A 26,201-nucleotide genomic window follows, 5' to 3' on the forward strand; every position below is an offset into this window, starting at 1 on the left:
ATAACATGGGTGTAATTCTCCCCAGGGTGGGGATAACCTGTGGATAACTCAGGACGACATGTTGACCGAATCGCTCGTCGACAACACGAAGAAGGCCCCTCTCGCCTGAGCGAGAGGGGCCTTCTTCGAAGAGAGGGGGCTGGCGTCAGCGCCAGCGGGTGGTCATTAGGAAGCCGATCAGGGCGATGCCCAGACCGATCGCGAGGTTCCAGTTGTCGAGACCGGGAATCGGGAACTGCATGCCGGAGATGTAGAACACGAGAATCCACACCAGACCGAGGAGCATGAAGCCGACCATCACCGGCTTGAACCACACGGCGTTGGGTGCGGCTTCGCCTTCGCTGCGCGGAGCTTCGGGTTCTTCAGTCTTGCGGTCGCGTGCCATTCCCACAGTGTACCCAAGAGTGTCATATCGCGCGGAAAAGCAAGGCCAGAGGGCTGGTGTCCAGGTCTGGAAGATAAGATCTGGCCATGACTGCATCCGTCGTCTCGGGGGAGCGACGTGCACGACGCCGTCGCCCCCGATCGCGCGCGACCTTCACGAGCGTGCTCGGCGAGCTGTTGCTCACCGGTGGCGTGCTCGTGCTGCTCTTCGTCGCCTGGCAGATGTGGATCGGCGACATCATCATCGCCGCGCAGAAGAACGACGAGGGCGCGGCCATGTCGCAGACGCTTGCCGAGGCTCCCGCACCCGAGCCTCCGCCCCTGATCGAGGGGGAGGACGGCACGACCTACTACGAGCCCGTGATACCCGCCGCCCCCGCCGACGCACAGTGGTTCGCGCAGATGCACGTGCCGCGCTTCGGTGCTGACTACAACGTCGGCATCTACGGGGGCACGAGCCGTGCACGCACTCTCGACGACCTGGGAATCGGCGTCTACACCGACTCGAAGATGCCTGGCGAGGTCGGCAACTTCGCGATGGCCGGGCACCGCACCACCTGGGGCAAGCCCTTCAACCAGCTCGACAAGCTCCAGGTCGGCGATGCGATCGTCGTCGAGACCCCCGACGGATGGTTCACCTACCGTTTCCGGACGCTGGAGTACGTGAAGCCGACGCAGACCGACGTGCTGCTCGACGTGCCGCAGATGCCGGGCGTCGAGACGGGCGAGAAGTACATCACTCTGACCGCCTGCTCCCCGCTCTACTCACTCGCTGAGCGTATCGTCGCCTACGGGGTGTTCGACAGCTTCCAGCCCCGCGCCGAGGGCCCGCCCACGGCGCTCACCGACCCCCCGCCTCCGCCGGCTGCGCCGTCGATCTAGCCGAACGGAACGAGACGAAATCATGTATGCCGCACTCTGGCGCCTGCTGCCCGGTCCGTGGTGGCTGAAGCTCTTCTTCCTCCTCGTGCTCATCGCAGCAGTGCTCTACGGGTTGTTCTGGTTCGTGTTCCCCTGGGTGAGCCCCCTGATCACACCGGGCGAGGTCGATCTCGAATGACCCGCGTGCTGGTCGTGGACAACCACGACAGCTTCGTGCACACCCTCGTCGGGTACCTGCGTGAGCTCGGCGCCGATGTCACCCTGATCGAAGCGGATGCCACCGACGCCGCGCAGCTCGAGGCGATGCTGTCCGTCTTCGACGCGCTGCTCCTCTCGCCGGGCCCGGGCACACCAGCCGACGCCGGGGTATCGATCGATGCCGTGCGCCTCGCAGCGCGGATCAGCATGCCTCTCCTCGGCGTCTGCCTCGGCCATCAGGTGATCGGCGCGGCTTTCGGCACAGCCGTGTCGGAGGCGCCGGAGCTGATGCACGGCATGGTGTCGCGGGTCACGCACGACGGCTCGGCTCTCTTCGCCGGCATCCGGTCGCCGTTCGATGCGGGCAGATATCACTCTCTCGCCCTCGCGGAGTCGGCGCTGCCGGCCGATGTCGTCGTCACCGCGCGCACGGAGAGCGGCACCGTCATGGCCCTGGCGCACACCCGGCTGCCGATTCTCGGGGTGCAGTTCCACCCCGAGAGCGTGCTCACTGAAGGCGGCTACCGCCTGCTGGCGAACTGGCTCGACCTCTGCGGCGACCCGGACGCCGTGGCTCTGTCGGCGAACCTGCATCCGCTCTCGGGCGTGTGAGGCATCGGTGACGCCTCGGGTCAGCCGGCGGCGACGCAGTAGCGCAGTTCGACGGTCGAGCCGATCGCGACATCGCCCGGCGCGGCCGACATCGACGACACGGTGGGGGGCTCGGTCGGCGTGCAGTCGATCAGCTCGACCGGGCTCGGCGTGAGCCCGATGCGTTCGAGCTCTGCCTGCGCGGCATCCATCGTCCACCCTGTGACGTCGGTGAGGGTCACCCGGCCGCTGGCGACCACGAGATTCACGACGGTCTGCGGCGCGACCTCGCTCTCGGCGGCCTCGCTCGCCTCCATCACCGTCTCTGCTGCCAGGCCCTTGTCGTTGCGCTGGATCACCGTGCCGAGTTCGAGACCCGCTGCCGCGAGAGCATCTTTGGCGGCCGTCAACGACAGCCCCTCGAGAATCGGCACCATCACGGTCTCCTTGCCGGATGACACGTAGATGGTGACGGAATCACCCTCGCTGACGGCTGTCCCGCTCTCCGGATCGGTGCGGATCACGTTGCCCTCGACGATGTCGTTGCTCGACTCGAGCACGAGCTTGGTGGTCAGATCGAGCTCGGCGAGGTCGTCCTGGGCACGCTCGGACGAGACGTTGACGAGATCCGGCACGACGCGAGCGCTCGACGGCACATCATCCGGGCGCATGCTGAGCGTCCACACCCAGAACAGCACGGATGCCAGGAGCACCGCGAGCAGCGCGACACCTGCCCAGATCCACGCGACCGGCGGACCCGACTGCGTGCGAGCCATGGTCGTGTCGGTGCTCAGCTGGCGCAGCGACCGGGCCGTCTCCTGCGCGGCGCGCGGGCTCGGTCCATACAGCTCGCTGGTGAGCGCGCCGAGTTCCTTGCGGCTCGGCGCGTGGCCGGAGACCGCGGAGTCGAGCGCCGCGCGGAAATGCGCGGCATCAGGGTACCGCTGGTACGGGTCTTTCGCGAGTGCGCGGAGGACGATCGGGTCGAGCGCACCGGGGGAGTCCTCGTTCACCTCGGTCGGAGGCACGGGGGTCTCGCTGACGTGCTGGTACGCGACGGCGACCGGCGACTCGCCGCGGAACGGCTGACGACCGGTGAGCAGCTCGTAGAGCACCACGCCGGTGGAGTAGAGGTCAGCCCGGGCGTCGACGGGCTCGCCCTTGGCCTGCTCGGGCGAGAAGTATGCGGCGGTGCCGATGATCTGCGTGGTCTCGGCAACGGTCGAGGACGAATCGGACACGGCGCGGGCGATGCCGAAGTCCATGACCTTGACCTGGCCCTTGTCGGTCACCATGACGTTGCCCGGCTTGATGTCTCGGTGCACCACGCCCGCGCGGTGCGAGTAGTCGAGCGCCTCGAGGATGCCGTCGACGTAGCGCACGGCGTCTTCGACAGGCACCGGACCCTTCGCGATGATGTCCTTCAGCAGGGTTCCGCTGATCAGCTCCATGATGATGTACGGAGGCTCATCGGTGCTGCTGTCGGTGGTCGAGGGGTCGCCGGCGTCGTAGACGCGGACGATCGACGGGTGCGACATGCGCGACGCCGATTGCGCCTCGAGACGGAAGCGTGTGCGGAACGCGTTGTCCCGTGCGAGCTCGGGGTCGAGGATCTTGATCGCGACCGCGCGACCGAGCGTGAGGTCGTACCCTCGGTACACCTTCGCCATGCCGCCGTGCCCGATGAGCTCGTCTACGCGGTAGCGACCCGCGAGAACGCGTGGCTCTGTCGACACGTACTGACCCCCTGATACGACCTTGTGGATGCTCTAGCCTACGGCGAGAGCGGTTTATTCGCCTGAGTCGCCGCCGTCGGTGTCGCCCTCACCGGGATCCGGTGCGGCAGGCAGAATGGCGACGCCCGGCATCGCGTCGGACTGCTCGGACGGCATGTCGCTTCCGCAGAACACACGGAACGTGGCAGTGATCGTCTGACCGGCCGTGCCGGGGACGATCTGCGTCGAGAGAACGCTCGGTCCGAAGCTGCGGATGGACTCACCCGAGTTCCCGCCCGAGAAGGTCGCGTTGGTGAGCGTCACCTCGAAGGCGGACCGCGCCGGGGTGCCCGAGGGGCACTCGAAGCTCGGCCAGTTGAGCGTCACAGGAACGCCCTCGGTCGCGGTGCCGGCGATGGTCGGGGTGCCCGAGGGCTTGCCCACCTTCACCTGCTCCTTGAAGGTCGTCAGGGTGATGGTCGTGCCCTCCGGCACGTTCCCACCCGGCTGGACCGATTCGACCGTTCCGACCTGACTCGCGCTCGGGGCGATGGTGTTGCCCACGGTGCACTCGGCCTGCAGTCCGGCGTTGACCGCCGCGGCCTGCGCGGCCTCGCACTGCATTCCGACGAGCCCGAGAGCATCGACATCGATCAGCTCGGGCTCGGGCGTCTCGGTCTCACTCGGCGTCGGCTTGGGCGTCTGAACAGCCGTCTCCGACTGCGTCGGCTCGGGCTCGGGGTCACCGGGGTTCATCAGAGCGAACACGGTTCCGCCGAGCACGATCACGAGCAGGGCGATCAGAGCGATGAGCGGCCACGTCCAGGGGCTGCGCTTCTTCTTCGTCTTCTCGGCGCCCTCATCGGCCTGCTCGCCGGTGGGCAGCTGGGCCGTGGTGGGGAGGATGCGCGTCGTGCCATCGTCGCCCGATGCGGTGAGCAGTCGGGTGGCGTCGTCGGATGCCACGCCGCCGGTCGCGATGGCCGGCACGGCGATGGCCGCGGAGTTCAGGTCGCCTCGGCGCAGTGCCTGGGCCGCGCGTGCCACCGTCGCGGAAGACGAGGGCCGGTCGGCCGGCTTCTTGGCAATCATCGCCATGACGAGGTTCTGAACCGGGATCGGCACGGTCGGCGGCAGCGGCGGAGGCTGCTCGTTGATCTGCGCCATCGCGATCGCGACCTGCGACTCACCAGTGAAGGGGCGCTTGCCTGCGAGGCACTCGTACGCGACGATGCCGAGCGAGTAGGTGTCGGTCGCCGGCGATGCCGGGTGCCCGGAAGCCTGCTCCGGCGAGAGGTACTGCACGGTTCCCATGACCTGGCCGGTGGCCGTCAGCGGCACCTGGTCGGCGATGCGGGCGATGCCGAAGTCGGTGATCTTGACGCGGCCGTCGGGCGTGATCAGCAGGTTTCCCGGCTTGATGTCGCGGTGCACGAGGCCTGCTGCGTGGGCGGCCTGCAGAGCGGATGCCGTCTGCGCGACGATGTCGAGGGTCTTGTCGGCGCTCAGCGCGCCCTCGCGCTCGAGCACGGTCGAGAGCGCCTCGCCGGGCACGAGCTCCATGACCAGGTAGGCGCTGCCGTTCTCCTCGCCGTAGTCGAAGACGCTCGCGATGCCCTCGTGGTTTACGAGTGCGGCATGGCGCGCCTCAGCGCGGAACCGCTCGAGGAACCCGGGGTCCCCCATGTACTCGTCCTTGAGGATCTTGATGGCCACGGTGCGGCCGATGACGTGATCCGTCGCCTCCCACACCTCGCCCATGCCGCCGATCGCAATACGCGACTGCAGCTCGTAGCGACCACCGAACGACACACCCTGCGTCGGTCTCATCTGCCCAGCACCGCCTCTATGACCTTCTTTGCAATCGGAGCGGCGATGGTGTCGCCGGATCCTGACTGCCCTTGTCCGCCGCCGTCTTCGACGAGGACCGCTACTGCCACTTCCGGGTCGTCCGCCGGCGCGAAACCGGTGAACCACAACGTGTAGGGCTTGTTACCGTTCTCGGTCGTGCCTGTCTTTCCAGCCACATCGACCCCGTCTATTCTTGCACCCTGCGCCGCGCCGTTTGAGACGCTGGCGACCATCGACGCCGTGATCTGATCGGCGATCGTCGCATCGGTGGCCTGGCCGAACTGCGTGTCGTCGTACGAACGGATGACCGAGAGGTCGTTGCCGATCACCGTGTCGACCAGACGGGGGTTCATGACGACGCCTTCGTTCGCGATTCCCGCCGCCACCATCGCGATCTGCAACGGTGTGGCGGTGACCTGTCCCTGTCCGAATCCGGTCAGTCCGGTCTGCGGGTCGTCGAGGGCGCGGGGGTAGCTCGAGGGCGTCGATTCGAGAGGGGTGGAGAAGCTCTGGTTCCACCCGAACTTCTCCGCCATCTCGCGGATCTTGTCGTCGCCGAGCTGCACGGCGAGTTCAGCCATCGGGATGTTGCAGCTCAACCGGATCGCCTCGGCGATCGTCACGGTGTCACCCGGCCCGCACGTGCCGCCCCATGCGTTCGAGACCGTGTTGTTGGACTGCGGCAGCTGGTAGCGAGCGGGGTTCGGCAGCGTCGAGTCAGGGGTGTAGTCGCCGCTCGCATAGGCCGCGGCTGCGACGACGAGCTTGAACGTCGAGCCGGGCGGGTTGAGGTCCCCGGCGATTGCCCGATTCGAGAGCGGCTTCGTGGGGTCTTCGTCGAGCTGGTCGTAGGTCGCGTTCGCGGCATCCGCGTCATGCGTCGCGAGCAGGTTGGTGTCGAAGCCGGGCGTCGACACCATGGCGAGAATGCGCCCGGTCTTCGGCTCGATCGCGACGACGGCGCCGTTGAGTCCCTGGAGGCCCTCGTAGGCCGCTCGCTGCGCGGCGGCGTCGAGGGTCAGCTCCACACTGAATCCGCTCTGCGGCTGGCCCGAGAGGATCCGCTCGATCTCGGCGAAGAACGCGCTCGAGCCCGTGCCGGAGAGATCGGCGTTCATCGCCCGCTCGATCCCCGTCGCCGACTGCAGCGCAGGGTTGAAGTACCCGGTGACGGGCGCCCACATCGCGGCATCCGTGTAGACGCGCTGGAACTGATAGCGGTCGTCGGAGGCCGTCGAGGAGGCGATCGCCACGTCGTCGACGATGATCGATCCTCGTTGGATCTCGTAGCTGTCGAGCAGCGTGCGCCTGTTGTTCGGGTTCTGCCCGAGGGAATCGGCCTCGACGACCTGAATCCAGCTGGTCGCCGCGAACAGCGACAGGAACATGAACAGCATGACGATGCTGAGACGGCGGAGCTCTTTGGTCATGCGACGCCCCCTCGGGCGGAGTGCACGCCGGTCACTGAGCGCGGAGCGCGGCGACGAGTCGAAGAGTCGGTCATGTCAGCCGATCACCGCCCTGGGTTGGCTGCGGACACCGTCGGAGATGCGCAGCAGGATGGCCACGATGAGCCAGTTGGCCACGAGTGACGAGCCACCGGCGGCGAGGAACGGGGTGGTCAGACCGGTGAGCGGGATGAGCCGGGTCACACCGCCGACCATGATGAACACCTGCAGTGCGATGGTGAACGAGAGGCCGATGGCGAGGAGCTTGCCGAAGTCGTCCTGACCGGCGAGCCCGATGCGCACGCCGCGGCTGACGAACACCATGTAGAGGCAGAGGATGGCGAACAGCCCGATCAGGCCGATCTCCTCACCGAGGCTGGTGATGATGTAGTCGCTGTGCGCGAGCGGGGTGACCTCGGGACGACCCTGACCCCACCCGGTGCCGAGCAGACCGCCGTGTGCGAGGCCGAACAGGCCCTGCATGGGCTGGAACCCTGCGACGTCCGGGTCGACCTTCTCAGGATCGAAGAGGAACAGCCAGTTCGTGAAGCGGCCCTGCACGTAGCTGAGGATCTGGGTGGCGACCGCGACGCCGGCTGCGACGAGGCCGAGGCCGATCAGCACCCAGCTGGTCTTGCCGGTGGCGACGTAGAGCATCGCGACGAACATGCCGAAGATGAGGGTTCCGGTGCCGAGGTCGCGCTGGATCACGATGATTCCGAGCGAGATCGCCCACACGACCAGCACGGGTCCGAGCTCGCGCATGCGCGGCCAGGTGATGCCGAGGAACTTCGTGCCCACCGACGTGAGGCTCTCACGGGTGCGCACCAGGTAGCCGGCGAAGAAGATGGCGAGGCAGATCTTGGCGAGCTCGCCCGGCTGGAAGGCGAACATGCCGCCGAGCGACACCCACACCTGGGCGTTCGCGTCGGGGATGCGCAGGCCGGGCACGAATGGCAGGAGCAGCAGCAGGATGCCGGAGAGTCCGAAGATGTACGTGTAGCGGAACAGCACACGGTAGTTGCGCAGCAGGATCACGACGGCGATCGCTCCCGCGAGCGAGATCGCGGTCCACGCGAGCTGCTTCGTCGAGTACGCGTTCCACCCGGTCAGCGACTGGGCGATGTCGATGCGGTAGATCATCGCGATGCCGAGACCCGTGAGCAGGGTGGCGATCGGCAGGATGAAGGGATCGGCCGCGGAGGCCACGGCGCGCAGCACGAAATGCACCGCGAACGCGAGAACGGCGAGACCGCCGCCGATCGCGAGGATCATCGGGTCGATCAGGCCGAGCGCGCCGAGCTGCACGAGCGTGAGGGACGCGCCGCTGATCGCGACGGCGAACAGCAGCAGCCAGAACTCGCGGTTGCGCTGCGTCTGCGGCATCCGCATCTTCTTGAGGGCCTTGATGACGCTGGTGTCGGCCGTGACGTCGGTGCTCATCCCGCATCCTCCGTCGGCGTCTCGGTGGGCAGGGGAGTGGGCAGAGGAGTCTCTCCGATCACGCGGTCGGCTCCGGCCTGGAGCCGCGTGACGATCGCTTCTGCATCGGAGAAGGAACGGGCGGTGATCGTGCGCTCGACGGAATCCCGCTGGTAGGGCGGGAGGTTCGCGAGCAGGATGTCGGTGTCGCGCAGCGGCGTCGACAGCGTGATCGGGCCGATGTTCTGCTGCACGCCCTGGTAGATCACGACGCTGTCCTCGTCGGCGCCGACGAAGTAGCGGGTCTGGGTCCAGCTGTAGGCCGCGAAGGCGGCGAACACGAGCATCGCGACGACCACCAGCATCCCGGCGATCCAGCCGAGACGACGGCGCTTGGCGCGTCGGCGGTCTTCTTCGATGAGCTCCTCGAGGTACTCGGGAGCCGGCTCGAAGTGGCTGGGCTCGTTCGCCGCCTGCCGAACAGGATGCAGCCAGTTGCCGCGCGGTGCGCGCACGGGCGGCACGGTGATGTTGGCGGGGTTCGAGGCCGATCCGACGATCGTCGCGGTGCCGGAGTGCATGGCGTGCTGGCCGCCGACCTCGACGAGGACGATCGTCACGTTGTCGGGCGCGCCGCCGTCGAGTGCCTGCTTCAGCAGATTGTCGGCCGTGCGCCCAGGCGCCATGCCCATGCGCATCGCCTTGAGGATGTGCGCCTCGTCGACGACACCGGAGAGCCCGTCGGAGCACAGCAGCCAGCGGTCACCCGGCTGGGTGTGCATGACGAACATGTCGAGCTCTGGATCGGCGTCCATGTCGCTGAGCACGCGCATGAGCACCGAACGACGCGGGTGGTACCGCGCCTCTTCGGGGGTGATGCGACCAGAGTCGACGAGTCGCTGCACGAAGGTGTGGTCGGCGGTGATCTGGGTGACCGCATCGTCGCGATAGAGGTAGATGCGCGAGTCGCCGATGTGACCGATCACCGCATAGTCGTCGACCATGATGATCGCGCTGAGCGTCGTGCCGAGGCCGGCGAGTTCGGGGCGGTCCTTGGCGGCGCGGATCAGATCGCCGGCTGCCGTGGTCGCGGCGGCCTGAAGGGAGGCCTGCGCGTCCTCGACCGAGGTGTAGGGCTGGTCGAGCGGCTCGAGCCGGTGGATCGCGATGCTCGATGCGACGTCGCCGCCCGCGTGGCCGCCCATGCCGTCGGCGACGACGAACAGGTTCGCCCCGGAGTATCCGGAGTCCTGGTTGTTGGAGCGGACCTTCCCGGTGTGGGAGATCGCGGCACTCGAGCCTTCGAAGACCATGCCGGGGTCAGGCTCGCAGCTCGAAGGTCGTGGCGCCCACCTTGATCGGGGTGCCGAGGGCGAGGCCGACGGGACCGCCGGTCACCCGCTGGCCGGCGACGTACGTGCCGTTGGTCGAGTCGAGATCCTGGATGGCCCAGCTGTCGCCCCGGAGCAGCAGGCGCGCGTGATGGCTGGAGGTGTAGTCGTCGCGGATCACGAGAGCCGACTCGCTCGAGCGGCCGATCGTCAGAGTCTCGGTGCCGAGGGGCAGTTCGAGCCCCGCCTTCGGGCCGGAGGTGATCACGAGGCGCTTGGCCGTCGCGACCGTCGCGGGGCCGGTGCTGGGCTTCGACGATGCGGGGCGGGATGCCGGTGCTGAGGCGGGTGCCTTCGTCGGGGCGGGCATCGCGGCAGCGGCCTCGGCCGGCAGCTTGCGCACCTTCATGCCGAACAGGTCGGCGCGCAGCGAGTAGACGACTCCGAACACGAAGAACCACAGGATCAGCAGGAAGCCGATGCGCAGCAGGAGCAGGACGAGCTCGCTGGGAGTGCTCACGAGATGGCTCCGAACGCGCGGGTCGCGTCGTCGTCGCGCGGCCGCGGCGGGCGTGACGGGGTGGCGACGGGAACGATGCGGAACACCAGGTCGGTGCGTCCGATGGTGATGGTGGTGTCAGAGGGAAGGGCCGCTTCTCGCACCTTCTGGCCGTCGACCTTGGTGCCGTTCGTCGAGCCGAGGTCGCGCATCATGGCGCGCTCGCCGTCCCAGAGGACCTCGACGTGCTTGCGGCTGGATCCCGCGTCGGAGATCGTGATGTCGGCATCCGTTCCGCGGCCGATGACCGTGCGTGCACGGGTGAGCGAATGGCGGCGGCCGTCGACGTCGATGACGGCCTGCCAGTTGACGCGGCCCTCGACCGTGCCCGAGCTGACGTTGATCGTGCCGGTGGCGATCTTGTCGTCGCCTTCGAGTGAGATCGACAGCGGGCCGGAGAAGCTGTAGCCCTGCGCCTTCGCGTGCTTCGTGAGCAGTGCATGCAGCTCATCGGTGAGGGCCCCGCCGAGCCCCTGCATCCGCTCGGCGTCGTCTGTGCTGAGGCGCACGACGAAGTTGTTGGGCGCGATGATGCGGTCCCTGCTCACCACAGCCGCTTTGGTGTCCGCTTCACGCCGAAGGGCCGAAGCGATCTCCACGGGCTGGATGCCGCTGCGGAAGGTCTTCGCGAAGGCGCTGTTCACAGCGCGCTCGAGACCCTTCTCAAAGCTGTCAAGTAGTCCCACTGGGCTCCTCTGGCATACCGACCGGTACGCACATCGTAGCCAGGTGTGCTGGGTGAACGCCCTCGCGAGGCGGGAAAGCGCCGAGAATCCGGGGGAGTGGAGAGGGGTGTGCGGGGTTGAGGGCTGTGTCTCGCGGCGGTCGGGGGCGCGGCGTTCGGGAGGAGAACTGCCCCTGGGGAGGAGGAAATCGAGGAGATCCTCCTCCCGAGGGGCAGAAGTCCTCCCGAGGGTGCTGGGCCCACCGCGGCCTCGGTTTCTTCGCGAGGCGGAACGCGTGATATCTTTGGGAAGTTGAGTTCTTCGGAGCCCGACATACTCGCGCGAGTGGCGGAATGGTAGACGCGCTGGCTTCAGGTGCCAGTGTCCTTATGGACGTGGGGGTTCAAGTCCCCCCTCGCGCACAGCGAGAAGCAGATTGTGAAAAGGCCCGGTTCCTCTCGAGGAAGCCGGGCCTTTCGCATGCGTCGGAAGTGTGTCAGCCGCGAATCGCCCGCCGAGCCGCCTCGAACCGCACCCAGTCATGGTCGGATGCCGGGGTCAGCTCCCACTCTTCGACGGGGCCGCTCTCCCATGCTGTCGCGGCCACAGCGCCACCCGCGTCGGTGAGATCCGTGACGACCGCGGCGTCGAGTCGACCGCCGGCGAGGAGATTCTGCTGAGATGCCTTCGTCACTCGACCCCACCACTCGGGCTCGGCCGTTGCGGTGAGCACCTCACCCTTCTTCAGGACGACGGCGACGGCATCCGCATCTCCAGGCGCGGAGTCGTCGACGACGAGCACGGGCGCCCGCCTCACGCCCAGCGCCGCGATCACCGCCTCGCCGAGAGTGTCGTAGCTGCCGGTGCTCGTGTGGCGGCCGTCGAGTGTGTGCTCGATGTGGAAGCTCATGGATGAAGGCTACTCACCGCTCGCGTCTGACGCGCCGAGTGTGGCGGTTATTTTGAATGACTCAAAATAAGGTACGGTGGAAGAACAACGTGGTGCCGGGGTTGCAGCCCCGGCACCACTGTCCGTGAGACACCACCACCCCTGACTGAGGAGGCTCGCATGAGTCACGAACACGCCCCAGAGTATAGATCTCTGCCCGCCCCGCTGCTGCGGTTCGCACAGCATGAGTCCGTGCAGCGCATCACGACCGCCGACCTGCTCGCCACCCCGCCTCGCGCGAGCGAGCCCGGTCACTTCGTCGGTCGGGTGGACTCGGGCGGTCTGGGGAGCCCGCGCTATTTCGTCGGCGAGTACCGCGACGGGCGGATGCCGACTGCACTCGTGCTCGAATACGGCGCTTCGTCCCCCGCCCAGACGGGATCGGCACGGGTGTGGAGCCTTGCCGATCACCGTGGAGCGAGCCCGGACTACCGCCTCATCCACGATGACTCCTCCCGCGGCTACGTCACGGTGTGAGCCCGAGCTCACAGCACCCTCGCAGGACTCGCCGCCTCCACGTGTTGGTGGTGGCGGCTGAGTCGTGATGGTGTGAACAGGTGAGACCGCCAGCATCCTCCCCCAGTGACGGCCAGAACGACGTATCGCCCGAGACCGGACCGGTGCCACGACCTCGCCGGCGGCGTGGCCGGGTGATCGGCTGGATCAGCGCTGCCGTCGTCGTGGCGCTGGTCGCTGTCGGTGCGATCGCCTACGCGCAGCTGCAGGGGAACGTCACGACCGCGCCGATCCGCTCCGACGACGGGGAGTCCGAACCCGAGCTCGCGACAGGGGATCTGAACATCCTGCTGCTCGGATCCGACTCGAGAGCGCTCGAATCGGACGGCTTCGGCGAAGACGACGGCACCGAGCGCAGCGATGCGATGGTCATCGCTCACATCTCGAGCGACAACACCCGGATCGACGCCGTGCAGCTTCCGCGTGACACCCTCGGCGACCTGCCCGCCTGCGACGACAACGGACGCGGGTCGTACGACGGCGGCTTCGGGATGCTGAACTCGGCCCTGCAGTACGGGCCGGCCTGCTCGGTCGCGGCGGTCGAGCAGCTCACGGGCATGACGATCGATCATTTCGTGCAGATGGACTTCGAGGGCTTCATCGGCATGGTCGATGCGATGGGCGGCATCGACGTGTGTCTGCCCGAACCCCTGCAGGACGGCCACGCGAGGCTCGACCTGCCGGCCGGCGCTCAGTCGATCAACGGCGACCAGGCGCTCGCGCTCGCCCGCACCCGGCATGCGCTCGCCGAAGAGAGCGACATCGCTCGCCTCGGGCATCAGCAGATGGTGCTCTCGGCGATCGTGCAGAAGGCCACGAAGTCCGACGTGCTGGTGCGCCCCGACCGTCTCTACGCGTTTCTCGACGCCGTCACCTCGTCGATGACCGTCGACCCGGGGCTCGGCGCCCTGACCGATCTGGCCGGCCTCGCCGCGCGGGTCGCGAATGTTCCCCTGAGCAGCGTGACGTTCGTCACGATGCCGACGACCGAGGCTCCGGAGGATCCCAACCGCGTGGTGCCCACGGCGGATGCCGATGTCATCTTCCGGGCGCTGATCGACGACGTGCCGATCGTGCTGACCACCGACGAGGTGCAGCCCCCAGCCACCGTGCGCACCGCCCCCGTGCAGATTCTCAACGGAGCGGGCATCAGCGGGCTGGCATCCCGTGTCTCGGAGGATGCGACCGGCTACGGATACACCGTCGCGAGCATCGCCAATGCCGACCCGGTCGAACTGACGACGATCACCGCTGCGGACACCCCAGACGCCCAGCAGACGGCGCAGGCGCTGGCCGCCGAACTGGGCCTCGCGGTGATCGTTCAGGTCGGGGACGTCGAAGGAGTGCAGGTGCTGCTCGGTGGCGACTACGAAGCGCTCGTCTCGCAGCCCAACGCGACGCCGGTGCCGCCGCGCCCGGTCGACGCGGTGAACCGCAGCGCCGACACCGACCTCTGCGCCGGCTGAGCGGCCCTCGCTCCGGGCTGCGCCAGGCAGACTGGAGGGAACTTCGTTCCTCACCGTCAGGAGACGCAATGCCGGAGCAGCCTCGTCGAACCCCCAGCCAAGCCGTGCTCAGCGTGCAGCACGTGGAGCAGGTCAGTCCTGACCTCGTGCGCATCACTGCCGGGGGCGACGGGTATGAGGCCTTCACCGACAACGTCTTCGCCGACAAGTACGTGAAGATCCTGTTCGCCGACCCGAGCCACGGGCTCACTCCTCCGTATGACCTCGCGCAGCTGCGCGAGGAGAGCCCCGAGAAGCTGCCCACCCGGCGCACCTACACGGTGCGCGCGGCGGATGCCGAGCGGCAGCGCCTCGTGATCGACTTCGTCGTGCACGGCGACGAGGGCGTCGCGGGCCCGTGGGCTCGCTCGGCGCAGATCGGCGACACGCTCGTCGTCAGCGGAGCAGGCGGCGGGTACCTGCCCGCGCCGGGAACCCCGTGGCATCTGCTCATCGGCGACCACACCGCCCTCCCCGCGATCTCGTCGGCCGTCGAAGCCATGGACGCGGATGCCGTCGGGCACGTCATCCTCACCGTCGCCGACCCCGCGGACCGCCTCCTGCCCGAGGCGCCGGCCGGCGTGACGGTTCGATGGACCGACTCGGATGACGAGCTGCTGGCCGTTCTCGCCGAGCTGCCCTGGGGCGCGGGTCACCCCGGAGTCTTCGCGCACGGCGAGCGCGGAACCATCAAGGCCGTTCGGGCTCTGCTGAAGCAGCGCGACGTGCCGCGAGAGTCGCTGTCGATCTCGGCCTACTGGGCGCGGGGCCGCGCAGAGGATCAGTTCCAGGCCGAGAAGCGCGAGCCCATCGGTCAGATCGAGTAGCGCTCGACCTGGGTCAGAAACCCTCCGGCTCGCGAGGCGTATACGCACTGGTGAGCGCTTCGAGCTCGGCAGGTTCGAGATGGATGCTGACGGCCGCGACGGCATCCTCGATGTGACCCGCCTTCGTCGCGCCGACGATCGGCGCCGTGACCGCGCTCTGCTGAGCGACCCATGCGAGAGCGATCTGCGCGCGGGAGACTCCTCGCGCCTCGGCGACGCGAGCGACCGCCTCGACGATGGCGCGGTTCGACACCTCTTCGCGGCGATACAGCGTCGCTCCGAAGGCATCCGTCGCGGTTCGTGCCGTCTTCTCGTCCCAGTCGCGTGTGAGCCTGCCGCGCGCGAGCGGCGACCAGGGCAGTACCCCGACTCCGGAATCGAGGCAGAACGGGTGCATCTCGCGCTCCTCTTCGCGCTGCAGCAGGTTGTACTGGTCCTGCATCGACACGAACGGCGTCCACCCGTTCTGCGCCGCAACGTGCTGAGCCTTCGCGAACTGCCATGCCCACATCGACGACGCACCGATATATCGCGCCTTGCCGGAGCGGACGACGTCGTGCAGAGCCTGCATCGTCTCCTCGATCGGCGTCTGCGGATCCCATCGGTGGATCTGGTAGAGGTCGACGTGGTCGGTGCCGAGGCGCCTCAGGCTCGCGTCGATGCCCGAGAGGATGTGGGCGCGACTGAGCCCGGCCTGGTTCGCGCCCGGCCCCATGCGCCCGTGCACCTTGGTCGCGATCACGATCTCATCGCGGTTCGCGAAGTCGGCCAGAGCGCGACCGACGAACTCCTCGCTCGTGCCGTCGGAGTAGACGTCAGCGGTGTCGAAGGTGGTGATCCCGGCTTCGAGTGCGTGCCTGATCAGCGGGCGGCTGGCCTCTTCGTCGAGGGACCACCCGTGCGCGCCGCGATCCGGGGAGCCGAAGCTCATGCATCCGAGAACCACCGGGGAGATCCGGAGTCCTGAGCGACCGAGCCTCACGCTGTCTGCTGTGTCGAGCATCCGAATACTCCCTCGTGTATGGTCTGCGATCGATGCTCTCACGGTGCGGAGCGGTGCGGCTCGTCGGTCAGCTGGATCCGAACAGCACGAGCACGAGCGCGAACCCGATCGCCGGACCGAGAAACGTCGCCCAGACCTGGAGACGGATGTTGGGAGCTGACGGCGACGCTGTCGCTCGGCGCCGTGGTTCAGCGGGCGATCGGTGTCTCCGAGGCGACCACACCATTCGTCATGGGCAGTGCGCCGAGGATGTGCGCGTCGCCATCGACCCACTCGACGGCGATGCCTTCGGCGGCCAGACCCTCGGGGCGGATCGCGATGTCGAGGAGCGGCAGGGTGAGGTCGCCGAAGCGGGCGGCGACCACCGCGCCGAGGCGGTCGGCGGTCGTGGCGTGGATGAATCCGGCGTCATCGAGATGGACTCCCCGGGTCGAGACGACGTATTCGCCGAAGCCTCGGCTCATCTCCCAGTCGTCCTGGATGGCGATGTGGTGGATCAGGTCTGACACGGTGGACTCCTTAATGAAACGAGTGCGTAGCATTTATTGCTAGAGTCATCCTATGACGGGAAAACGAGGTCGGCCTTCCGCCGGTGAGGCGACCGCTCGAGACGAGAGAGTGGTCGACGTCGTCGTCTCTCTCCTCAGCGATGAGGGCTTCGAGGCGCTGACCTTCGATCGCGTCGCGGCGGACGCGCATGTCGCGAAGCGCACACTGTACGGAGTCTTCGGCGACCGCGCCGGCCTCGTGCGGGCGGCGATCCTCCGACAGCACGCCTATCTCGGCGAGGCGGGGGTCGCGGGGGACGACCTTCGATCGGCATGCCGAGCCATCCTGGCGCACCTGCTCGGAGACGAGGCGATCGGCATCCATCGTGCGATCATCGCCGAAGCTGCCCGGCATCCGTCTCTCGCCGTGGAGTTCTATGACGAGGGTCCAGGGCGCGCTCAGGGGTTCATCGCGTCGCACCTGCCGGCGGATGCCGTGGTGACGGCGGAGTTCCTTTTCGCCGCGCTGCTCGGCGAACTCCACCGACGTCGGCTGCTCGGCCTCGCCGGGCCCCCGACTCCGGCTGAGATCGACGCGCAGGTCGATGGGGTGCTCCGCTCGTTCGGACTTTCTGTCGAACCCTGATCCTGACCGGATCGGGCGGAATCCTCCCCGTCTCGAGGTGAGCTGTCAACCGCCCTGCGCTCGCCGCGGATCGGACGCATCATGATGATCCGGACGAATCAGAGGAGGGCACCATGTCGAACATCGACGCATTCGCCAACAGCTTCCCGCCGAACATGCCGGGGGTACCCCCGGTCGACGACTTCACCGATGGGACGTTCCCCACCGACACCTCGCAGCCTGAGACGCAGGGCGACGAACCACTCGAGGCCGAGCTCGGCGAGGACGGACAAGGCGATCTCGCCCCGGAGGACGAAGGCCTGCAGCACAGCGGCGACGCGCCGTCGGACCTGCGGGACGGCACCGAGTGACCCCTGGCGGCCACGAGTCCGACCGGGATGTGAGCGGCGCAGAACCCTCCGAAGACGGGATCGCGGCGCTCATCGAGGATCGGGATGCCGACGACCCTGACCAGGTCGGGGAGATTCCCGCGGGCAACGCCGGCGCGGACTCCGGAGGGTCGGGTCCGGTGCGGGTCGATCCGTCCTCGGAGTCATCCGTGCAGGACGAGTCTGTACACAACGACGAGCCGGGTGTCGGCACGCGTCGCTCCGGCGACTGAGGGACTGAGGCAGGCGCTCCGCCGGGAGGAGGACTGCGCTTCGGGAGGAGAGAATCCGAGGATTCATCCTCCCCACGCGCAGGTCTCCTCCCCACGCGCAGGTCTCCTCCCCACGCGCAGGTCTCCTCCCCACGCGCGGCGCGCCCTCCCCAGGCAGTGCCCTCCCCAGGCGCAGTGCCTTCCCCGGGGCGCGGATCTCCCCCTCACGTGCAGATCGGCCCCCGGGTACAGTGCCCTTCCGCGGCATCCGGAGCAGTCGTAGGCTGTGGCGGTGAGCGACGCACTGGATGACGGGCCCTTCTTCCACGGCACCAAGGCGGATCTGCGCCCGGGTGACCTCCTGACGGCGGGGTTCGCGTCGAACTACCGCCCCGAGATCGTGATGAATCACATCTATTTCACGGCCGTGGCTGATGGCGCGGGTCTCGCCGCCGAGCTCGCGCCGGGTGATCGCGAGCCGCGCGTGTACGAGGTCGAGCCGACCGGCGACTTCGAGAACGACCCGAATGTGACAGACAAGAAGTTCCCAGGCAATCCGACCCGCTCCTATCGCAGCAGTGCGCCGTTGAGGGTCGTGCGCGAAGTGCTCGACTGGACCCGTCTCTCACCGGAGGCGCTCGCCACCTGGCGGGAGAGGCTCGCCGCCCTTCACGCCGACGATCGCGCCGAGATCATCAACTGACTCGGCGGCGAGCACACATCTGCAGGACCCGAGCACGGATGCGGGACAGAAGGTCAAGTTCGGTCCTGCATCCGTGCGTCGCTCCTGCAAATGGGCCAGGGGTCTCCCGCGAGGGGAACGGGCCCCGTGAAGGGACCGGAAGCGTCGGATGGGACCGGAACCGTCAGGAGGGAGACCGGATCAGCGCCGTGCGACCCGTCGGGCGAGTGAGCCGAGCGCGCGGTCGATGATGACGAACACGAAGCCGACAGCGATGAGGGCGATCGTCAGGGCGATGATCCACTGGGCGACGCCGCCGAGACCGAGCGCGTCGACGTCCATGAAGGGGTACGGATACGTCTGGCCGGGCGTGAACTCTCCGCCGAGCGCTCCGTAGGCGAACGCCCACGTCAGATACGCGTAGGGGACGAGCGTCCACAGCAGCGGGTCGACCCACCGGAACGATCCCTTCGGCACGAAGAGCAGCCAGTCGACGATCACCAGCACCGGCGTGATGATGTGGATCAGGTTGTCGGTGAGCGAGAAGATCTCGGCGTCGCCGTCGGCGAACCGCGTGGGCACGAGCACGATCAGATAGATGAGCATCGTGACGGTGATCGCGAACATCACCGCTCCGCTGCCCCTGGCACTGGGCGTCGAGGTGCCGAACGGGCCGCTCTGACGCAGGTCTCGGATGGTCCGGACGATGAGGAACAGCACCCAGGCGAGACAGAGCAGATTGCTGACCATCGTGTAGAACAGCACGGTCGTCCACGACGGGTCGCCGGTCAGGAGGTTGGCGTGCCGGATGACCCCGGTGAGGATGACCGCCAGCGCCAGGAGTCGGTAGACGAGCGCGACCGGTCGGGAGTTCACCGCAGCGTGCGAGAAGAGCGATCTGCGCGCAGGCTCCGCATCGGGTGGGCCGGAAGCCGTGGACAGAGAAATGACGGCTTTGGACATCCTTCGAGGCTACGCGTTCTCGGGCTGCTTCAACGCCGAATCAACGCCGCACCGGGTCGGAATCGCCGTCGACGAACCGCTCGAGATCGCGCAGGGTCGGAGCGGCCTCCCAGTCACCGGGAACCAGGCACGCCATCGCGCCGCAGGCGTTCGCTCGCCGCAGCACGGCCTCGAGATCCTGGCCGTCGAGCAGAGCGCTGAGATAGCCGGCGACGAAGGCGTCGCCCGCACCCACGGTGTCGACCGGGTCGATCGCGAATCCCGGCGCGCCGACCACGGATCCGGCCGTGAAGACCGAGGCGCCGTCGGGACCCTGCTTGAGCACGGTCGTCGCGCACCCGGCATCGTTCAGTCGTGCCGCCGCATCCGCCACCGAGATCCCGGGATACAGGATGGCGAACTCCTCGACGCCGCCGAAGACGACATCGGAACGCTCGGCGATGTCGCGCAGTGCCCGGCCCGCGACCGCGGGGGAGGCGAGCGCCGAGCGGTAGTTGATGTCGAAGCTCACCCTGGTCCCGGCTGCACGCGCCCGGTCGATCGCGAGGTGCACGGCGGCCTCGGCCGTGTCGGACAGCAGGGGAGTGATGCCGGTGATGTGCAGCAGGGAGGCGCGTTCGACCCATCCGTCCGGCAGATCCTCCGGCCGCAGCCTGGATCCGGCCGACCCCGCGCGGTAGTAGTGCACGGCGGTGGATGCCGCAGACGGGCGCTCCTTCACCATGAGGCCGGTCGCGGCATCCGCGTCGACGATCGCTCGCACGTCGACGCCGTCGCCGCGGATCTCCCGCGCGACGCGCTCACCGAGGGAGTCGTCGCCCACGCGTCCGAGCCACGACGTCGGGATGCCGAGCCGGGCGAGGCCGATCGCGACGTTGCTCTCGGCGCCGCCGATGCCGAACGCCAGGGAGTTCGCGTGCCGCATCGAGCCGATCTCGGTCGTGCGCACGAGCGCCATGGTCTCGCCGAGGGTGACGACAGACGGCGAGGTCACGCGGAGTCCCGCGCGCACACCTCGACGAAGGCGGCCGCGCGCTCGCGCAGCGCGGCGAGATCGCCACCGCTGAACGTATCGCCGAGCAGGGGACCGCCCACGCTCACCGCGACCGCACCGGCTCGCAGCCAGGCCTCAGCACCCGCGAGGTCGACTCCGCCGGAAGGCACCGCGACGAGGTCGGGGAAAGGCCCACGCAGGTCCTTGAGATATGCGGGGCCGACCTGACCCGCGGGGAACACCTTGACCGCAGACGCACCCGCAGACCACGAGGCGAACAGCTCGGTCGGCGTGAGTCCGCCAGGGACGATCGGCACACCGGCATCCGTCGCCTGGGTGACGAAGTCGGTCGACGTGATCGGGGTGATGATGTAGGCGGCGCCCACCTCGATCGCCCGCGCCAGGTCATCGGTGTTGGTGACGGTGCCGATTCCGAGGTCGACCGTGTCGTCGAACCGCGCGAGCAGCTGGGGGAAGTGCTCGAAGGTGCCGGGAGTCGTGAGCGTGAGCTCGACACTGCGGATGCCGGCGTCTACGAGCACGTCGAGCACGGCGTCGTAGTCCTCCGCCCGCTTCGCACGGGCGACGACGATCAGGCGCGAGTCGACCGTGCGCTGCGGCAGCGCGACCCGGCGCGGCTCACCGGTCATGGCCTCACCAGTCATGGACGGTCCCGTCGAGCAGACGGTTCACCGGCAGGTAGGCCTTCGTGTAGTCGTGGCCGGCCGCGGCATCCTCGTCGAGGTCGACACCGAGTCCGGGCTTGTCGCCGGGGTGCAGGAAGCCCTTGTCGAACGTGAAGGAGGTCTGGAACACCTCGAGCGTCTGCTCGTTGTGCGGCATGTACTCCTGGATGCCGAAGTTGTGGATCGCGAGGTCGAGGTGCAGGGCGGCGGCCATGCCGACGGGAGAGATGTCGGTCGGACCGTGGATGCCCGACTTGATGCCGTAGATCGCGGCGAAGTCGAGCAGCTTCTTCATGGCGGTGATGCCACCGGTGTGGGTGACGGCAGAGCGCACGTAGTCGATCAGACGCTCGGTGATGAGGGTCTGGTAGTCGAAGACCGAGTTGAAGACCTCGCCGATCGCGAGCGGCGTCGTCGAGTGCTGGCGCACGAGGCGCAGCGCGGTCTGGTCTTCGCCGGGCGTGCAGTCCTCGAGCCAGAACAGGTCGTAGGGCTCGATGTCCTTCGCGAAGCGCGCGGCCTCGATCGGCGACATCCGGTGGTGTCCGTCGTGCAGGATGCGCAGGTCGGTGCCGAAATCCTCGCGGATCTGCGAGAAGATCCCCGGCATGTGGTTGAGGTAGTTGCGGGTGTCCCACGTCTCTTCGCTGGGGCGGTCGCCCGAGCGCTTGGCGGGCTCGTAGTCGTAGCGCACGCCGGGGCCCGTCGACGAGACGCCGTAGATCTGGCCGAGGCCGGGCACACCGGTCTGTACGCGCACCGCGGTGTAGCCGAGCTCCTCGTAGCCGGTGATCGCGTTCTTGAGTGCGGCGTAGTCGGTGCCCGAAGCGTGGGCGTAGACGCGGACTCCCTCGCGGCTGGCGCCGCCGAGCAGCTGGTACAACGGCATCCCGGCCTTCTTGGCCTTGATGTCCCACAGCGCCATGTCGACCGCGGCGATCGCCGCCATGGTCACCGGGCCGCGACGCCAGTACGGGCCGCGGTAGAGGTACTGCCAGGTGTCTTCGATGCGGTCCTCGTCGCGGCCGATGAGCATCGAGGCGACGTGCTCGGAGAGATACGAGGCGACGGCGAGCTCGCGTCCGTTGAGCGTGGCGTCACCCAGGCCGACGATGCCGTCGGAGGTCGTGATCTTGAGCGTGACGAAGTTGCGTCCGGGGCTGGTGATGTTGACGTCGACGATCTCGATGGTCATGTCGTTCTCCTGAAGAAGCGGGTCGAAGTGGGGGTGCGGGCGTTCGGGCGCCCGCACCCCGGGTCGTGATGAGCGGTTCGGTCAGATCGCGTCGCGGGGGTCCGTCAGATCGCGACCGGCGACCTCGGGCATCCAGATCGATGCGACGAGCGCGCTCAGGGTGAAGATGAACAGCATGATGATGATCGGGATGAACGAGCCGGTGACGGCCGACACCCATGCGGCGGCGATGACGGGGCCCGCACCGGTCGCGACGATGGCGGCGATCTCTCGTGCCATGGCGGTGAAGGTGTAGCGGTTGCGGGAGCCGAAGAGCTCGGGCAGCGTGAGGTTCTCGAGCGATGCGAAGCTCATCACCGCGAGGTTGTGCAGCACGACATAGCCGACGAAGACCTGCACGGTGTCCTTGCTGCTGATCATGAGGATCGTCGGGACGATGACGATGAGCGCGACGATCGACCAGACCATGTACATGCGCTTGCGGCCGAAGCGATCGCCGAGCCAACCGGACAGCGGAACGGTGATGAAGGCGACGAGTGACGACACGATCACGGCGTTGACGCCGATCGAGCGGTCGAGCAGCAGCACGACGGTGATGTAGCTGATCAGGTACGTCTGGATCATGCCGGAGTTGCCGGCCTGGCCGAAGCGCAGCAGGAGCGCGATCGAGAACGCCTTCCACGGCTTGCGCTGCAGCGCCTCGAGAGTGCGGATGTCGTTGGTCTCGGTGGCGAGCTTCACGACCTCGTCGCGGGAGAGCGCCTTGCCGTCGACGACGTCGTCGCGCTCCTCGAAGACCGGGGTCTCCTTGAGGTTGAAGCGCACCCAGATCGCGAAGAGCATGATGACCGCGCTGGCGATGAAGGGGATGCGCCATGCCCAGGCGATGACCTCGTCTTCGCTGTAGGCGACGAGGAGGATGGCCCAGATGCCCGAGGCGAGCAGCGTGCCGCAGTTGGTGCCGAGGGCGACGAGCGAGGCGATGATGCCGCGGCGCTTGGCCGGTGCGTACTCGGCGAGCATGACGCCGGCGCCGGAGATCTCGGCTCCCGCGCCGAAGCCCTGCGCGATGCGCAGCAGCACGAGGAGGATCGGTGCGAGGACGCCCACCTGGTTGTAGGTCGGCAGGAAGCCGATCAGGGTGGTCGCGAGACCCATCAGGAGGATCGTGTAGAACAGCACCTTCGTGCGGCCGGTCTTGTCACCGAGACGAGCGAAGAAGAACGCACCGACCGGGCGGGCGACGTAGCCGACCCCGTAGGTGGCCATCGCGGCGACCACGGCGACTGCCGGGTTCTCGGAGGAGAAGAACAGGTCGGCGAAGACGAGCGCGGCGGCCAGCGAGTAGAGCTGGTAGTCCATGAACTCGAGCGCCGTGCCGAGCCATCCGGAGATGGCGGCGCGGACGAGGTCTTTGACCGACCTCTTCTCGGCGGGGTCGACGGCCGTGGCCGTCGTCTGCGGTTCTGACATGGGAGGTACTCCTTCGGACCAGGAACAGGGGGGTCGGGCGGGGTGTCGCTAGAGGGAGAGCAGGACCTTCGCCGAAGCGGACGAGTCGCGGGCGAGCTCGAAGGCCTGGACGGCGTCGGATGCCGGGAGGACGTGAGAGATGACGGAGTCGAGGGCGTCGGACACGGCCAGCAGGGCGACCGCGTCGTCGATCTCGGTGGAGAAGCGGAAGGCGCCGCGGATGGTCAGCTCCTTCGCGAGCATCGGGGCGAGGTTCACTCCGATGTCGGCGTTCGGGAGCATCCCGACCTGCACGATGGTGCCGGTACGGCGGGCGGCGCGGACGGCCTGCGTGAGCGCGACTCCGACGCCGGAGCACTCGAAGACCACGTCGTAGGACTCGTTGTCGATCGTGTCGCGGCCGACGAGCGAGACCTCGGTCGCGCCGAGGTTCTTCGCCCGCTCGAGGGGCTCTTCGCGCACATCGCTGGCGCCGACGACCGATGCTCCCGCGTTGACGGCGGCGGCCACGACGAGGAGGCCGATGGGCCCTGCGCCGATCACGAGCACGCGCTTGCCTGCGATGTCGCCGGCGAGGTTCACGGCGTGGATCGCGACGGCCAGAGGCTCGGCGAGGGCGGCGCGCTCGAGGGGAAGCGAAGCCGGAAGCACGCGGATCATCTGCTCTTCGACGATCAGCAGCTCGGATGCTCCGCCCTGACGGTGCGGGTTCGCCGCGGCGCTGCCGAAGTAGTCACCGCCGGGGCGCAGGTGCGGGCGGTCCTCGAGACCGGGCACCTCGGGGCCGTAGCGCGCGGGGTGCACGGTGACGGGGGTTCCCGGTGCGAGGCGACCTGACGGATCGAGGTCGACGACACCCGAGAGCTCGTGACCGGGGGTCAGTGGCTCCTGGATCGTGTACTCGCCGTTGGCGCCGTGGAAGTAGTAGTGCAGGTCGGATCCGCAGATGCCCACGTAGTTCACGCGGAGGCGCACCTCGGCGTCGCCGGGGGTGGGAACCTCGCGGTCCTCCCAGCGGATGTCTTCTTTGCCGTGGATGGCGAGAGCCTTCATGGCTGCATCTCCTCTGCGCCGGTGAGTGATGATGTGGTCTGGGATGCCGAGACGGCATCGGCGATCGCGGCATCGACGCCGCGTCGCTGGATGGTGTCGACGAGCTCGCCGACGCGGGTGATGAACGCATCCTGAGATCCGAGTTCATCACCGAACAGGTGCAGTTCGCCGATCACGCGCTGCGCGAGCTCGCGTCCGTCGCGAGCGCTCGCCGCGTATCCTGCGAGGCGTTCGCGGGCGCCGTCGGTCATCGCGGCGGCGTGCGGGCCGGGGTCGAAGCCCGGCAGGGGAGCGAGGCACGACAGGTAGCCGGCGACAGTCAGGGCGATCAGGTGCGGCATCCCGCCGTTGCGGATGGCGAGCATGGCCGGCTCGGGGATGCGCTGACGCAGCTTGACCGAGCCGTCGGTTCCGACCTGGCTGGTGCGGTGGCCCAGGGCGCTGTTGGCCCAGCGCTCGAACAACTCGCTCTCGTAGGCGCGGATGTCGACGCCGGACGGCACCTCGATCGAGGGTTCGTACTCGTCACGCAGCACGGCGCGCGCGGCACTCTCGATGCCGTCGAGTCCGATCGCCTCGGGGATCGTGCCGACTCCGCTGAGTGCGCCGAGGTAGGCGATGAGGGAGTGCGTGCCGTTGAGCAGCCGCACCTTCATCTGCTCGTAGCGTCCGACCTCGTCGGTGAACACGGCGCCGCCGGCCTCCCAGGCGGGGCGGCCGCCGGCGAAGCGGTCTTCGATCGCCCACATCGTGAACGGCTCTGCCGGCACGGGGATGTCGTCAGTGGCGCCGAGCAGGGCGCTGACGCGGGTGCGCAGCTCAGCGGTCGTCGAGGGCACGATGCGGTCGACCATGCTGGAGGGGAACGATACGGAGCGGTCGAGGAACGCGAGCGCATCTGCGCCCTCCGAGCCCGGCAGCTCGTGCAGGAACTCGCGAACGAGCTTCTCGGTGTGCTTGCCGTTGGCCGACAGGTTGTCGCAGCTGAGGATCGAGATCGGTGCGCCGCCGGCAGCGGCACGGGCCTGCAGGCCGCGGGCGAGCTGGCCGATCGTCGAGCGAGCGGCACCGCCACGGAGGTCGGCGCGCACCGTGTCGTCGTCGAGATCGAGGCGCTGGGTCGCGGGGGAGTAGCTGTAGCCGTTCTCGGTGACGGTGAGGGTCACGATGCGGATGCCGGGGTCGGCGATCTGCGCGATCACGCGCTCGGGCTGCTCGGCGCCGACGAACGCGTCGGTGTGCACGCCCGGGATGGTCAGCGACGTGCTGCCGGGGCTGATGGTCGCGACCGAGTAGAGCATGTCCTGCGCGTGCATCGCGTCGACGATCGAGCGCGAACGCGATGCGACGCCAACGATTCCCCAGTCGCCGCCGGCGGACTGGAGTGCTGCTGCGGTGTAGACGGCCTGGTGTGCGCGGTGGAAGCTGCCGAGTCCGAGGTGCAGGATGCCTGCAGCAGTCGGGGCGACCAGGGGGGATGCGGTCGCAGAGGTCGTGCGGCGCAGGGCCGGTGCTGGGATGCTCACGCGGTGGCTCCTTCGCTCGGGGCCGCGCACCGCTGAGGGTGATCGGCCTTGATCGTCATGCAAATCAGT

The 26,201-nt window shown here is 68.1% G+C and carries 28 protein-coding genes and 1 tRNA gene; 11 read left to right on the plus strand and 18 right to left on the minus strand.

The window, feature by feature from the left end:
• Positions 1-145: 145 nt before the first annotated feature.
• Positions 146-385 (minus strand): cell division protein CrgA, encoded by a 240-nt coding sequence (locus tag ASF87_RS06340; RefSeq protein WP_042541028.1) that lies wholly within the window; start codon positions 383-385, stop codon positions 146-148.
• 86 nt (positions 386-471) lie between these two features.
• Between ASF87_RS06340 and ASF87_RS06345 the strand changes: the two genes are divergently transcribed.
• From ASF87_RS06345 to ASF87_RS06350, 3 genes are read left to right on the plus strand one after another with little or no spacing between them, the layout of a single operon-like run.
• Positions 472-1,266, plus strand: a complete 795-nt coding sequence (locus tag ASF87_RS06345) for a class E sortase (protein WP_056375007.1) — start codon at positions 472-474, stop codon at positions 1,264-1,266.
• Positions 1,267-1,288: 22 nt separating this feature from the next.
• Positions 1,289-1,444: a hypothetical protein gene (locus ASF87_RS17815; protein WP_042541024.1), complete on the plus strand. Its 156-nt coding sequence runs from the start codon at positions 1,289-1,291 to the stop codon at positions 1,442-1,444.
• Positions 1,441-2,076 (plus strand): anthranilate synthase component II, encoded by a 636-nt coding sequence (locus ASF87_RS06350; protein ID WP_056375009.1) that lies wholly within the window; start codon positions 1,441-1,443, stop codon positions 2,074-2,076. The genes ASF87_RS17815 and ASF87_RS06350 overlap by 4 nt, the downstream gene beginning before the upstream one ends.
• A gap of 20 nt (positions 2,077-2,096) precedes the next feature.
• Here the strand turns inward: ASF87_RS06350 and pknB are convergent, their stop codons facing one another.
• The 7 genes from pknB to ASF87_RS06385 form a co-directional block, all read right to left on the minus strand.
• The gene (gene pknB / locus ASF87_RS06355) at positions 2,097-3,791 is read right to left on the minus strand and encodes a Stk1 family PASTA domain-containing Ser/Thr kinase (RefSeq protein ID WP_042541020.1); all 1,695 of its coding nucleotides are present in this window, start codon (positions 3,789-3,791) and stop codon (positions 2,097-2,099) included.
• 54 nt (positions 3,792-3,845) lie between these two features.
• Positions 3,846-5,600, minus strand: a complete 1,755-nt coding sequence (locus ASF87_RS06360) for a protein kinase domain-containing protein (protein ID WP_082508774.1) — start codon at positions 5,598-5,600, stop codon at positions 3,846-3,848.
• Positions 5,597-7,051, minus strand: coding sequence for a peptidoglycan D,D-transpeptidase FtsI family protein (locus ASF87_RS06365; protein WP_056375013.1), 1,455 nt, complete (start codon positions 7,049-7,051; stop codon positions 5,597-5,599). The genes ASF87_RS06360 and ASF87_RS06365 overlap by 4 nt, the downstream gene beginning before the upstream one ends.
• A 75-nt stretch (positions 7,052-7,126) precedes the next feature.
• Positions 7,127-8,512, minus strand: a complete 1,386-nt coding sequence (locus tag ASF87_RS06370) for an FtsW/RodA/SpoVE family cell cycle protein (protein WP_042541014.1) — start codon at positions 8,510-8,512, stop codon at positions 7,127-7,129.
• Positions 8,509-9,804, minus strand: a complete 1,296-nt coding sequence (locus ASF87_RS06375; protein WP_042541012.1) for a PP2C family protein-serine/threonine phosphatase — start codon at positions 9,802-9,804, stop codon at positions 8,509-8,511. Before ASF87_RS06375 ends, ASF87_RS06370 begins: the two co-directional genes overlap by 4 nt.
• A gap of 7 nt (positions 9,805-9,811) precedes the next feature.
• Positions 9,812-10,342 carry an FHA domain-containing protein FhaB/FipA gene (locus ASF87_RS06380; RefSeq protein WP_056375015.1) on the minus strand — a complete coding sequence of 177 codons (531 nt, stop codon included), beginning with the start codon at positions 10,340-10,342 and terminating at the stop codon, positions 9,812-9,814.
• Positions 10,339-11,067: an FhaA domain-containing protein gene (locus tag ASF87_RS06385; protein WP_042541009.1), complete on the minus strand. Its 729-nt coding sequence runs from the start codon at positions 11,065-11,067 to the stop codon at positions 10,339-10,341. The genes ASF87_RS06380 and ASF87_RS06385 overlap by 4 nt, the downstream gene beginning before the upstream one ends.
• Positions 11,068-11,385: 318 nt before the next feature.
• Here ASF87_RS06385 and ASF87_RS06390 point away from each other — a divergent pair.
• A tRNA-Leu gene (locus ASF87_RS06390) sits at positions 11,386-11,468 on the plus strand.
• Between the two features lie 74 nt (positions 11,469-11,542).
• Here ASF87_RS06390 and ASF87_RS06395 read toward each other — a convergent pair.
• Positions 11,543-11,956: a hypothetical protein gene (locus ASF87_RS06395; RefSeq protein ID WP_056375017.1), complete on the minus strand. Its 414-nt coding sequence runs from the start codon at positions 11,954-11,956 to the stop codon at positions 11,543-11,545.
• A gap of 159 nt (positions 11,957-12,115) precedes the next feature.
• Here ASF87_RS06395 and ASF87_RS06400 point away from each other — a divergent pair, with 159 nt between their 5' ends.
• The 3 genes from ASF87_RS06400 to ASF87_RS06410 all read left to right on the plus strand — a co-directional run bounded on the left by ASF87_RS06400 (position 12,116) and on the right by ASF87_RS06410 (position 14,843).
• A complete protein-coding gene (locus ASF87_RS06400; RefSeq protein WP_056375019.1) occupies positions 12,116-12,472 on the plus strand; it encodes a hypothetical protein in 357 nt (118 codons plus the stop codon).
• 143 nt (positions 12,473-12,615) lie between these two features.
• The gene (locus ASF87_RS06405) at positions 12,616-13,977 is read left to right on the plus strand and encodes an LCP family protein (protein ID WP_162238674.1); all 1,362 of its coding nucleotides are present in this window, start codon (positions 12,616-12,618) and stop codon (positions 13,975-13,977) included.
• Between the two features lie 68 nt (positions 13,978-14,045).
• A complete protein-coding gene (locus ASF87_RS06410; RefSeq protein ID WP_056375021.1) occupies positions 14,046-14,843 on the plus strand; it encodes a siderophore-interacting protein in 798 nt (265 codons plus the stop codon).
• A gap of 13 nt (positions 14,844-14,856) precedes the next feature.
• Here ASF87_RS06410 and ASF87_RS06415 read toward each other — a convergent pair whose 3' ends face one another.
• Together ASF87_RS06415 and ASF87_RS06420 are read right to left on the minus strand one after the other, a co-directional pair.
• On the minus strand, positions 14,857-15,846 hold the full coding sequence (locus ASF87_RS06415) for an aldo/keto reductase (protein ID WP_056375023.1): 990 nt from the start codon (positions 15,844-15,846) through the stop codon (positions 14,857-14,859).
• A gap of 188 nt (positions 15,847-16,034) precedes the next feature.
• Entirely contained in the window at positions 16,035-16,355 is a 321-nt protein-coding gene (locus ASF87_RS06420; RefSeq protein WP_056375025.1) for a DUF952 domain-containing protein, read from the minus strand.
• A gap of 52 nt (positions 16,356-16,407) precedes the next feature.
• Between ASF87_RS06420 and ASF87_RS06425 the strand changes: the two genes are divergently transcribed.
• The 4 genes from ASF87_RS06425 to arr all read left to right on the plus strand — a co-directional run bounded on the left by ASF87_RS06425 (position 16,408) and on the right by arr (position 18,263).
• Positions 16,408-16,980: a TetR/AcrR family transcriptional regulator C-terminal domain-containing protein gene (locus ASF87_RS06425; RefSeq protein ID WP_082508776.1), complete on the plus strand. Its 573-nt coding sequence runs from the start codon at positions 16,408-16,410 to the stop codon at positions 16,978-16,980.
• A gap of 113 nt (positions 16,981-17,093) precedes the next feature.
• A complete protein-coding gene (locus ASF87_RS06430) occupies positions 17,094-17,330 on the plus strand; it encodes a hypothetical protein (RefSeq protein ID WP_056375030.1) in 237 nt (78 codons plus the stop codon).
• Positions 17,331-17,359: 29 nt separating this feature from the next.
• The gene (locus ASF87_RS06435; RefSeq protein WP_056375032.1) at positions 17,360-17,581 is read left to right on the plus strand and encodes a hypothetical protein; all 222 of its coding nucleotides are present in this window, start codon (positions 17,360-17,362) and stop codon (positions 17,579-17,581) included.
• Positions 17,582-17,852: 271 nt separating this feature from the next.
• A complete protein-coding gene (gene arr, locus ASF87_RS06440) occupies positions 17,853-18,263 on the plus strand; it encodes an NAD(+)--rifampin ADP-ribosyltransferase (protein ID WP_056376371.1) in 411 nt (136 codons plus the stop codon).
• Positions 18,264-18,443: 180 nt separating this feature from the next.
• Here the strand turns inward: arr and ASF87_RS06445 are convergent, their stop codons facing one another.
• From ASF87_RS06445 to ASF87_RS06475, 7 genes are all read right to left on the minus strand, one after another.
• Positions 18,444-19,205 carry a Pr6Pr family membrane protein gene (locus tag ASF87_RS06445; protein ID WP_056375035.1) on the minus strand — a complete coding sequence of 254 codons (762 nt, stop codon included), beginning with the start codon at positions 19,203-19,205 and terminating at the stop codon, positions 18,444-18,446.
• Between the two features lie 40 nt (positions 19,206-19,245).
• Positions 19,246-20,199 carry a sugar kinase gene (locus tag ASF87_RS06450; RefSeq protein WP_056376372.1) on the minus strand — a complete coding sequence of 318 codons (954 nt, stop codon included), beginning with the start codon at positions 20,197-20,199 and terminating at the stop codon, positions 19,246-19,248.
• Positions 20,196-20,864 carry a bifunctional 4-hydroxy-2-oxoglutarate aldolase/2-dehydro-3-deoxy-phosphogluconate aldolase gene (locus tag ASF87_RS06455; RefSeq protein ID WP_235558885.1) on the minus strand — a complete coding sequence of 223 codons (669 nt, stop codon included), beginning with the start codon at positions 20,862-20,864 and terminating at the stop codon, positions 20,196-20,198. The genes ASF87_RS06450 and ASF87_RS06455 overlap by 4 nt, the downstream gene beginning before the upstream one ends.
• Positions 20,854-22,080 carry a D-mannonate dehydratase ManD gene (gene manD / locus ASF87_RS06460; protein ID WP_042540987.1) on the minus strand — a complete coding sequence of 409 codons (1,227 nt, stop codon included), beginning with the start codon at positions 22,078-22,080 and terminating at the stop codon, positions 20,854-20,856. Before manD ends, ASF87_RS06455 begins: the two co-directional genes overlap by 11 nt.
• Positions 22,081-22,161: 81 nt before the next feature.
• Positions 22,162-23,553 carry an MFS transporter gene (locus tag ASF87_RS06465; protein WP_042540985.1) on the minus strand — a complete coding sequence of 464 codons (1,392 nt, stop codon included), beginning with the start codon at positions 23,551-23,553 and terminating at the stop codon, positions 22,162-22,164.
• 48 nt (positions 23,554-23,601) lie between these two features.
• Positions 23,602-24,606: an L-idonate 5-dehydrogenase gene (locus tag ASF87_RS06470; protein WP_056375041.1), complete on the minus strand. Its 1,005-nt coding sequence runs from the start codon at positions 24,604-24,606 to the stop codon at positions 23,602-23,604.
• Complete coding sequence (locus ASF87_RS06475; protein WP_235558886.1) at positions 24,603-26,132, minus strand: mannitol dehydrogenase family protein; 1,530 nt, start codon at positions 26,130-26,132, stop codon at positions 24,603-24,605. The genes ASF87_RS06470 and ASF87_RS06475 overlap by 4 nt, the downstream gene beginning before the upstream one ends.
• Positions 26,133-26,201: the final 69 nt, after the last annotated feature.

Source organism: Microbacterium sp. Leaf161 (assembly GCF_001423645.1).
In the GTDB taxonomy this organism is placed as follows: Bacteria; Actinomycetota; Actinomycetes; order Actinomycetales; family Microbacteriaceae; genus Microbacterium; species Microbacterium forte.

What these genes read in the sequence shown, in the direction of transcription:
- ASF87_RS06395 (WP_056375017.1), bottom strand. Translation starts at nt 11,956, where the DNA reads ATGAGCTTCCACATCGAGCACACACTCGACGGCCGCCACACGAGCACC.
- ASF87_RS06340 (WP_042541028.1), bottom strand. Translation starts at nt 385, where the DNA reads ATGGCACGCGACCGCAAGACTGAAGAACCCGAAGCTCCGCGCAGCGAA.
- ASF87_RS06465 (WP_042540985.1), bottom strand. Translation starts at nt 23,553, where the DNA reads ATGTCAGAACCGCAGACGACGGCCACGGCCGTCGACCCCGCCGAGAAG.
- ASF87_RS06345 (WP_056375007.1), top strand. Translation starts at nt 472, where the DNA reads ATGACTGCATCCGTCGTCTCGGGGGAGCGACGTGCACGACGCCGTCGC.
- ASF87_RS17815 (WP_042541024.1), top strand. Translation starts at nt 1,289, where the DNA reads ATGTATGCCGCACTCTGGCGCCTGCTGCCCGGTCCGTGGTGGCTGAAG.
- ASF87_RS06415 (WP_056375023.1), bottom strand. Translation starts at nt 15,846, where the DNA reads ATGCTCGACACAGCAGACAGCGTGAGGCTCGGTCGCTCAGGACTCCGG.
- ASF87_RS06375 (WP_042541012.1), bottom strand. Translation starts at nt 9,804, where the DNA reads ATGGTCTTCGAAGGCTCGAGTGCCGCGATCTCCCACACCGGGAAGGTC.
- ASF87_RS06445 (WP_056375035.1), bottom strand. Translation starts at nt 19,205, where the DNA reads ATGTCCAAAGCCGTCATTTCTCTGTCCACGGCTTCCGGCCCACCCGAT.
- ASF87_RS06425 (WP_082508776.1), top strand. Translation starts at nt 16,408, where the DNA reads ATGACGGGAAAACGAGGTCGGCCTTCCGCCGGTGAGGCGACCGCTCGA.
- ASF87_RS06400 (WP_056375019.1), top strand. Translation starts at nt 12,116, where the DNA reads ATGAGTCACGAACACGCCCCAGAGTATAGATCTCTGCCCGCCCCGCTG.
- ASF87_RS06360 (WP_082508774.1), bottom strand. Translation starts at nt 5,600, where the DNA reads ATGAGACCGACGCAGGGTGTGTCGTTCGGTGGTCGCTACGAGCTGCAG.
- ASF87_RS06470 (WP_056375041.1), bottom strand. Translation starts at nt 24,606, where the DNA reads ATGAAGGCTCTCGCCATCCACGGCAAAGAAGACATCCGCTGGGAGGAC.
- ASF87_RS06350 (WP_056375009.1), top strand. Translation starts at nt 1,441, where the DNA reads ATGACCCGCGTGCTGGTCGTGGACAACCACGACAGCTTCGTGCACACC.
- ASF87_RS06455 (WP_235558885.1), bottom strand. Translation starts at nt 20,864, where the DNA reads ATGACTGGTGAGGCCATGACCGGTGAGCCGCGCCGGGTCGCGCTGCCG.
- ASF87_RS06365 (WP_056375013.1), bottom strand. Translation starts at nt 7,051, where the DNA reads ATGACCAAAGAGCTCCGCCGTCTCAGCATCGTCATGCTGTTCATGTTC.
- ASF87_RS06370 (WP_042541014.1), bottom strand. Translation starts at nt 8,512, where the DNA reads ATGAGCACCGACGTCACGGCCGACACCAGCGTCATCAAGGCCCTCAAG.
- manD (WP_042540987.1), bottom strand. Translation starts at nt 22,080, where the DNA reads ATGACCATCGAGATCGTCGACGTCAACATCACCAGCCCCGGACGCAAC.
- ASF87_RS06430 (WP_056375030.1), top strand. Translation starts at nt 17,094, where the DNA reads ATGTCGAACATCGACGCATTCGCCAACAGCTTCCCGCCGAACATGCCG.
- ASF87_RS06410 (WP_056375021.1), top strand. Translation starts at nt 14,046, where the DNA reads ATGCCGGAGCAGCCTCGTCGAACCCCCAGCCAAGCCGTGCTCAGCGTG.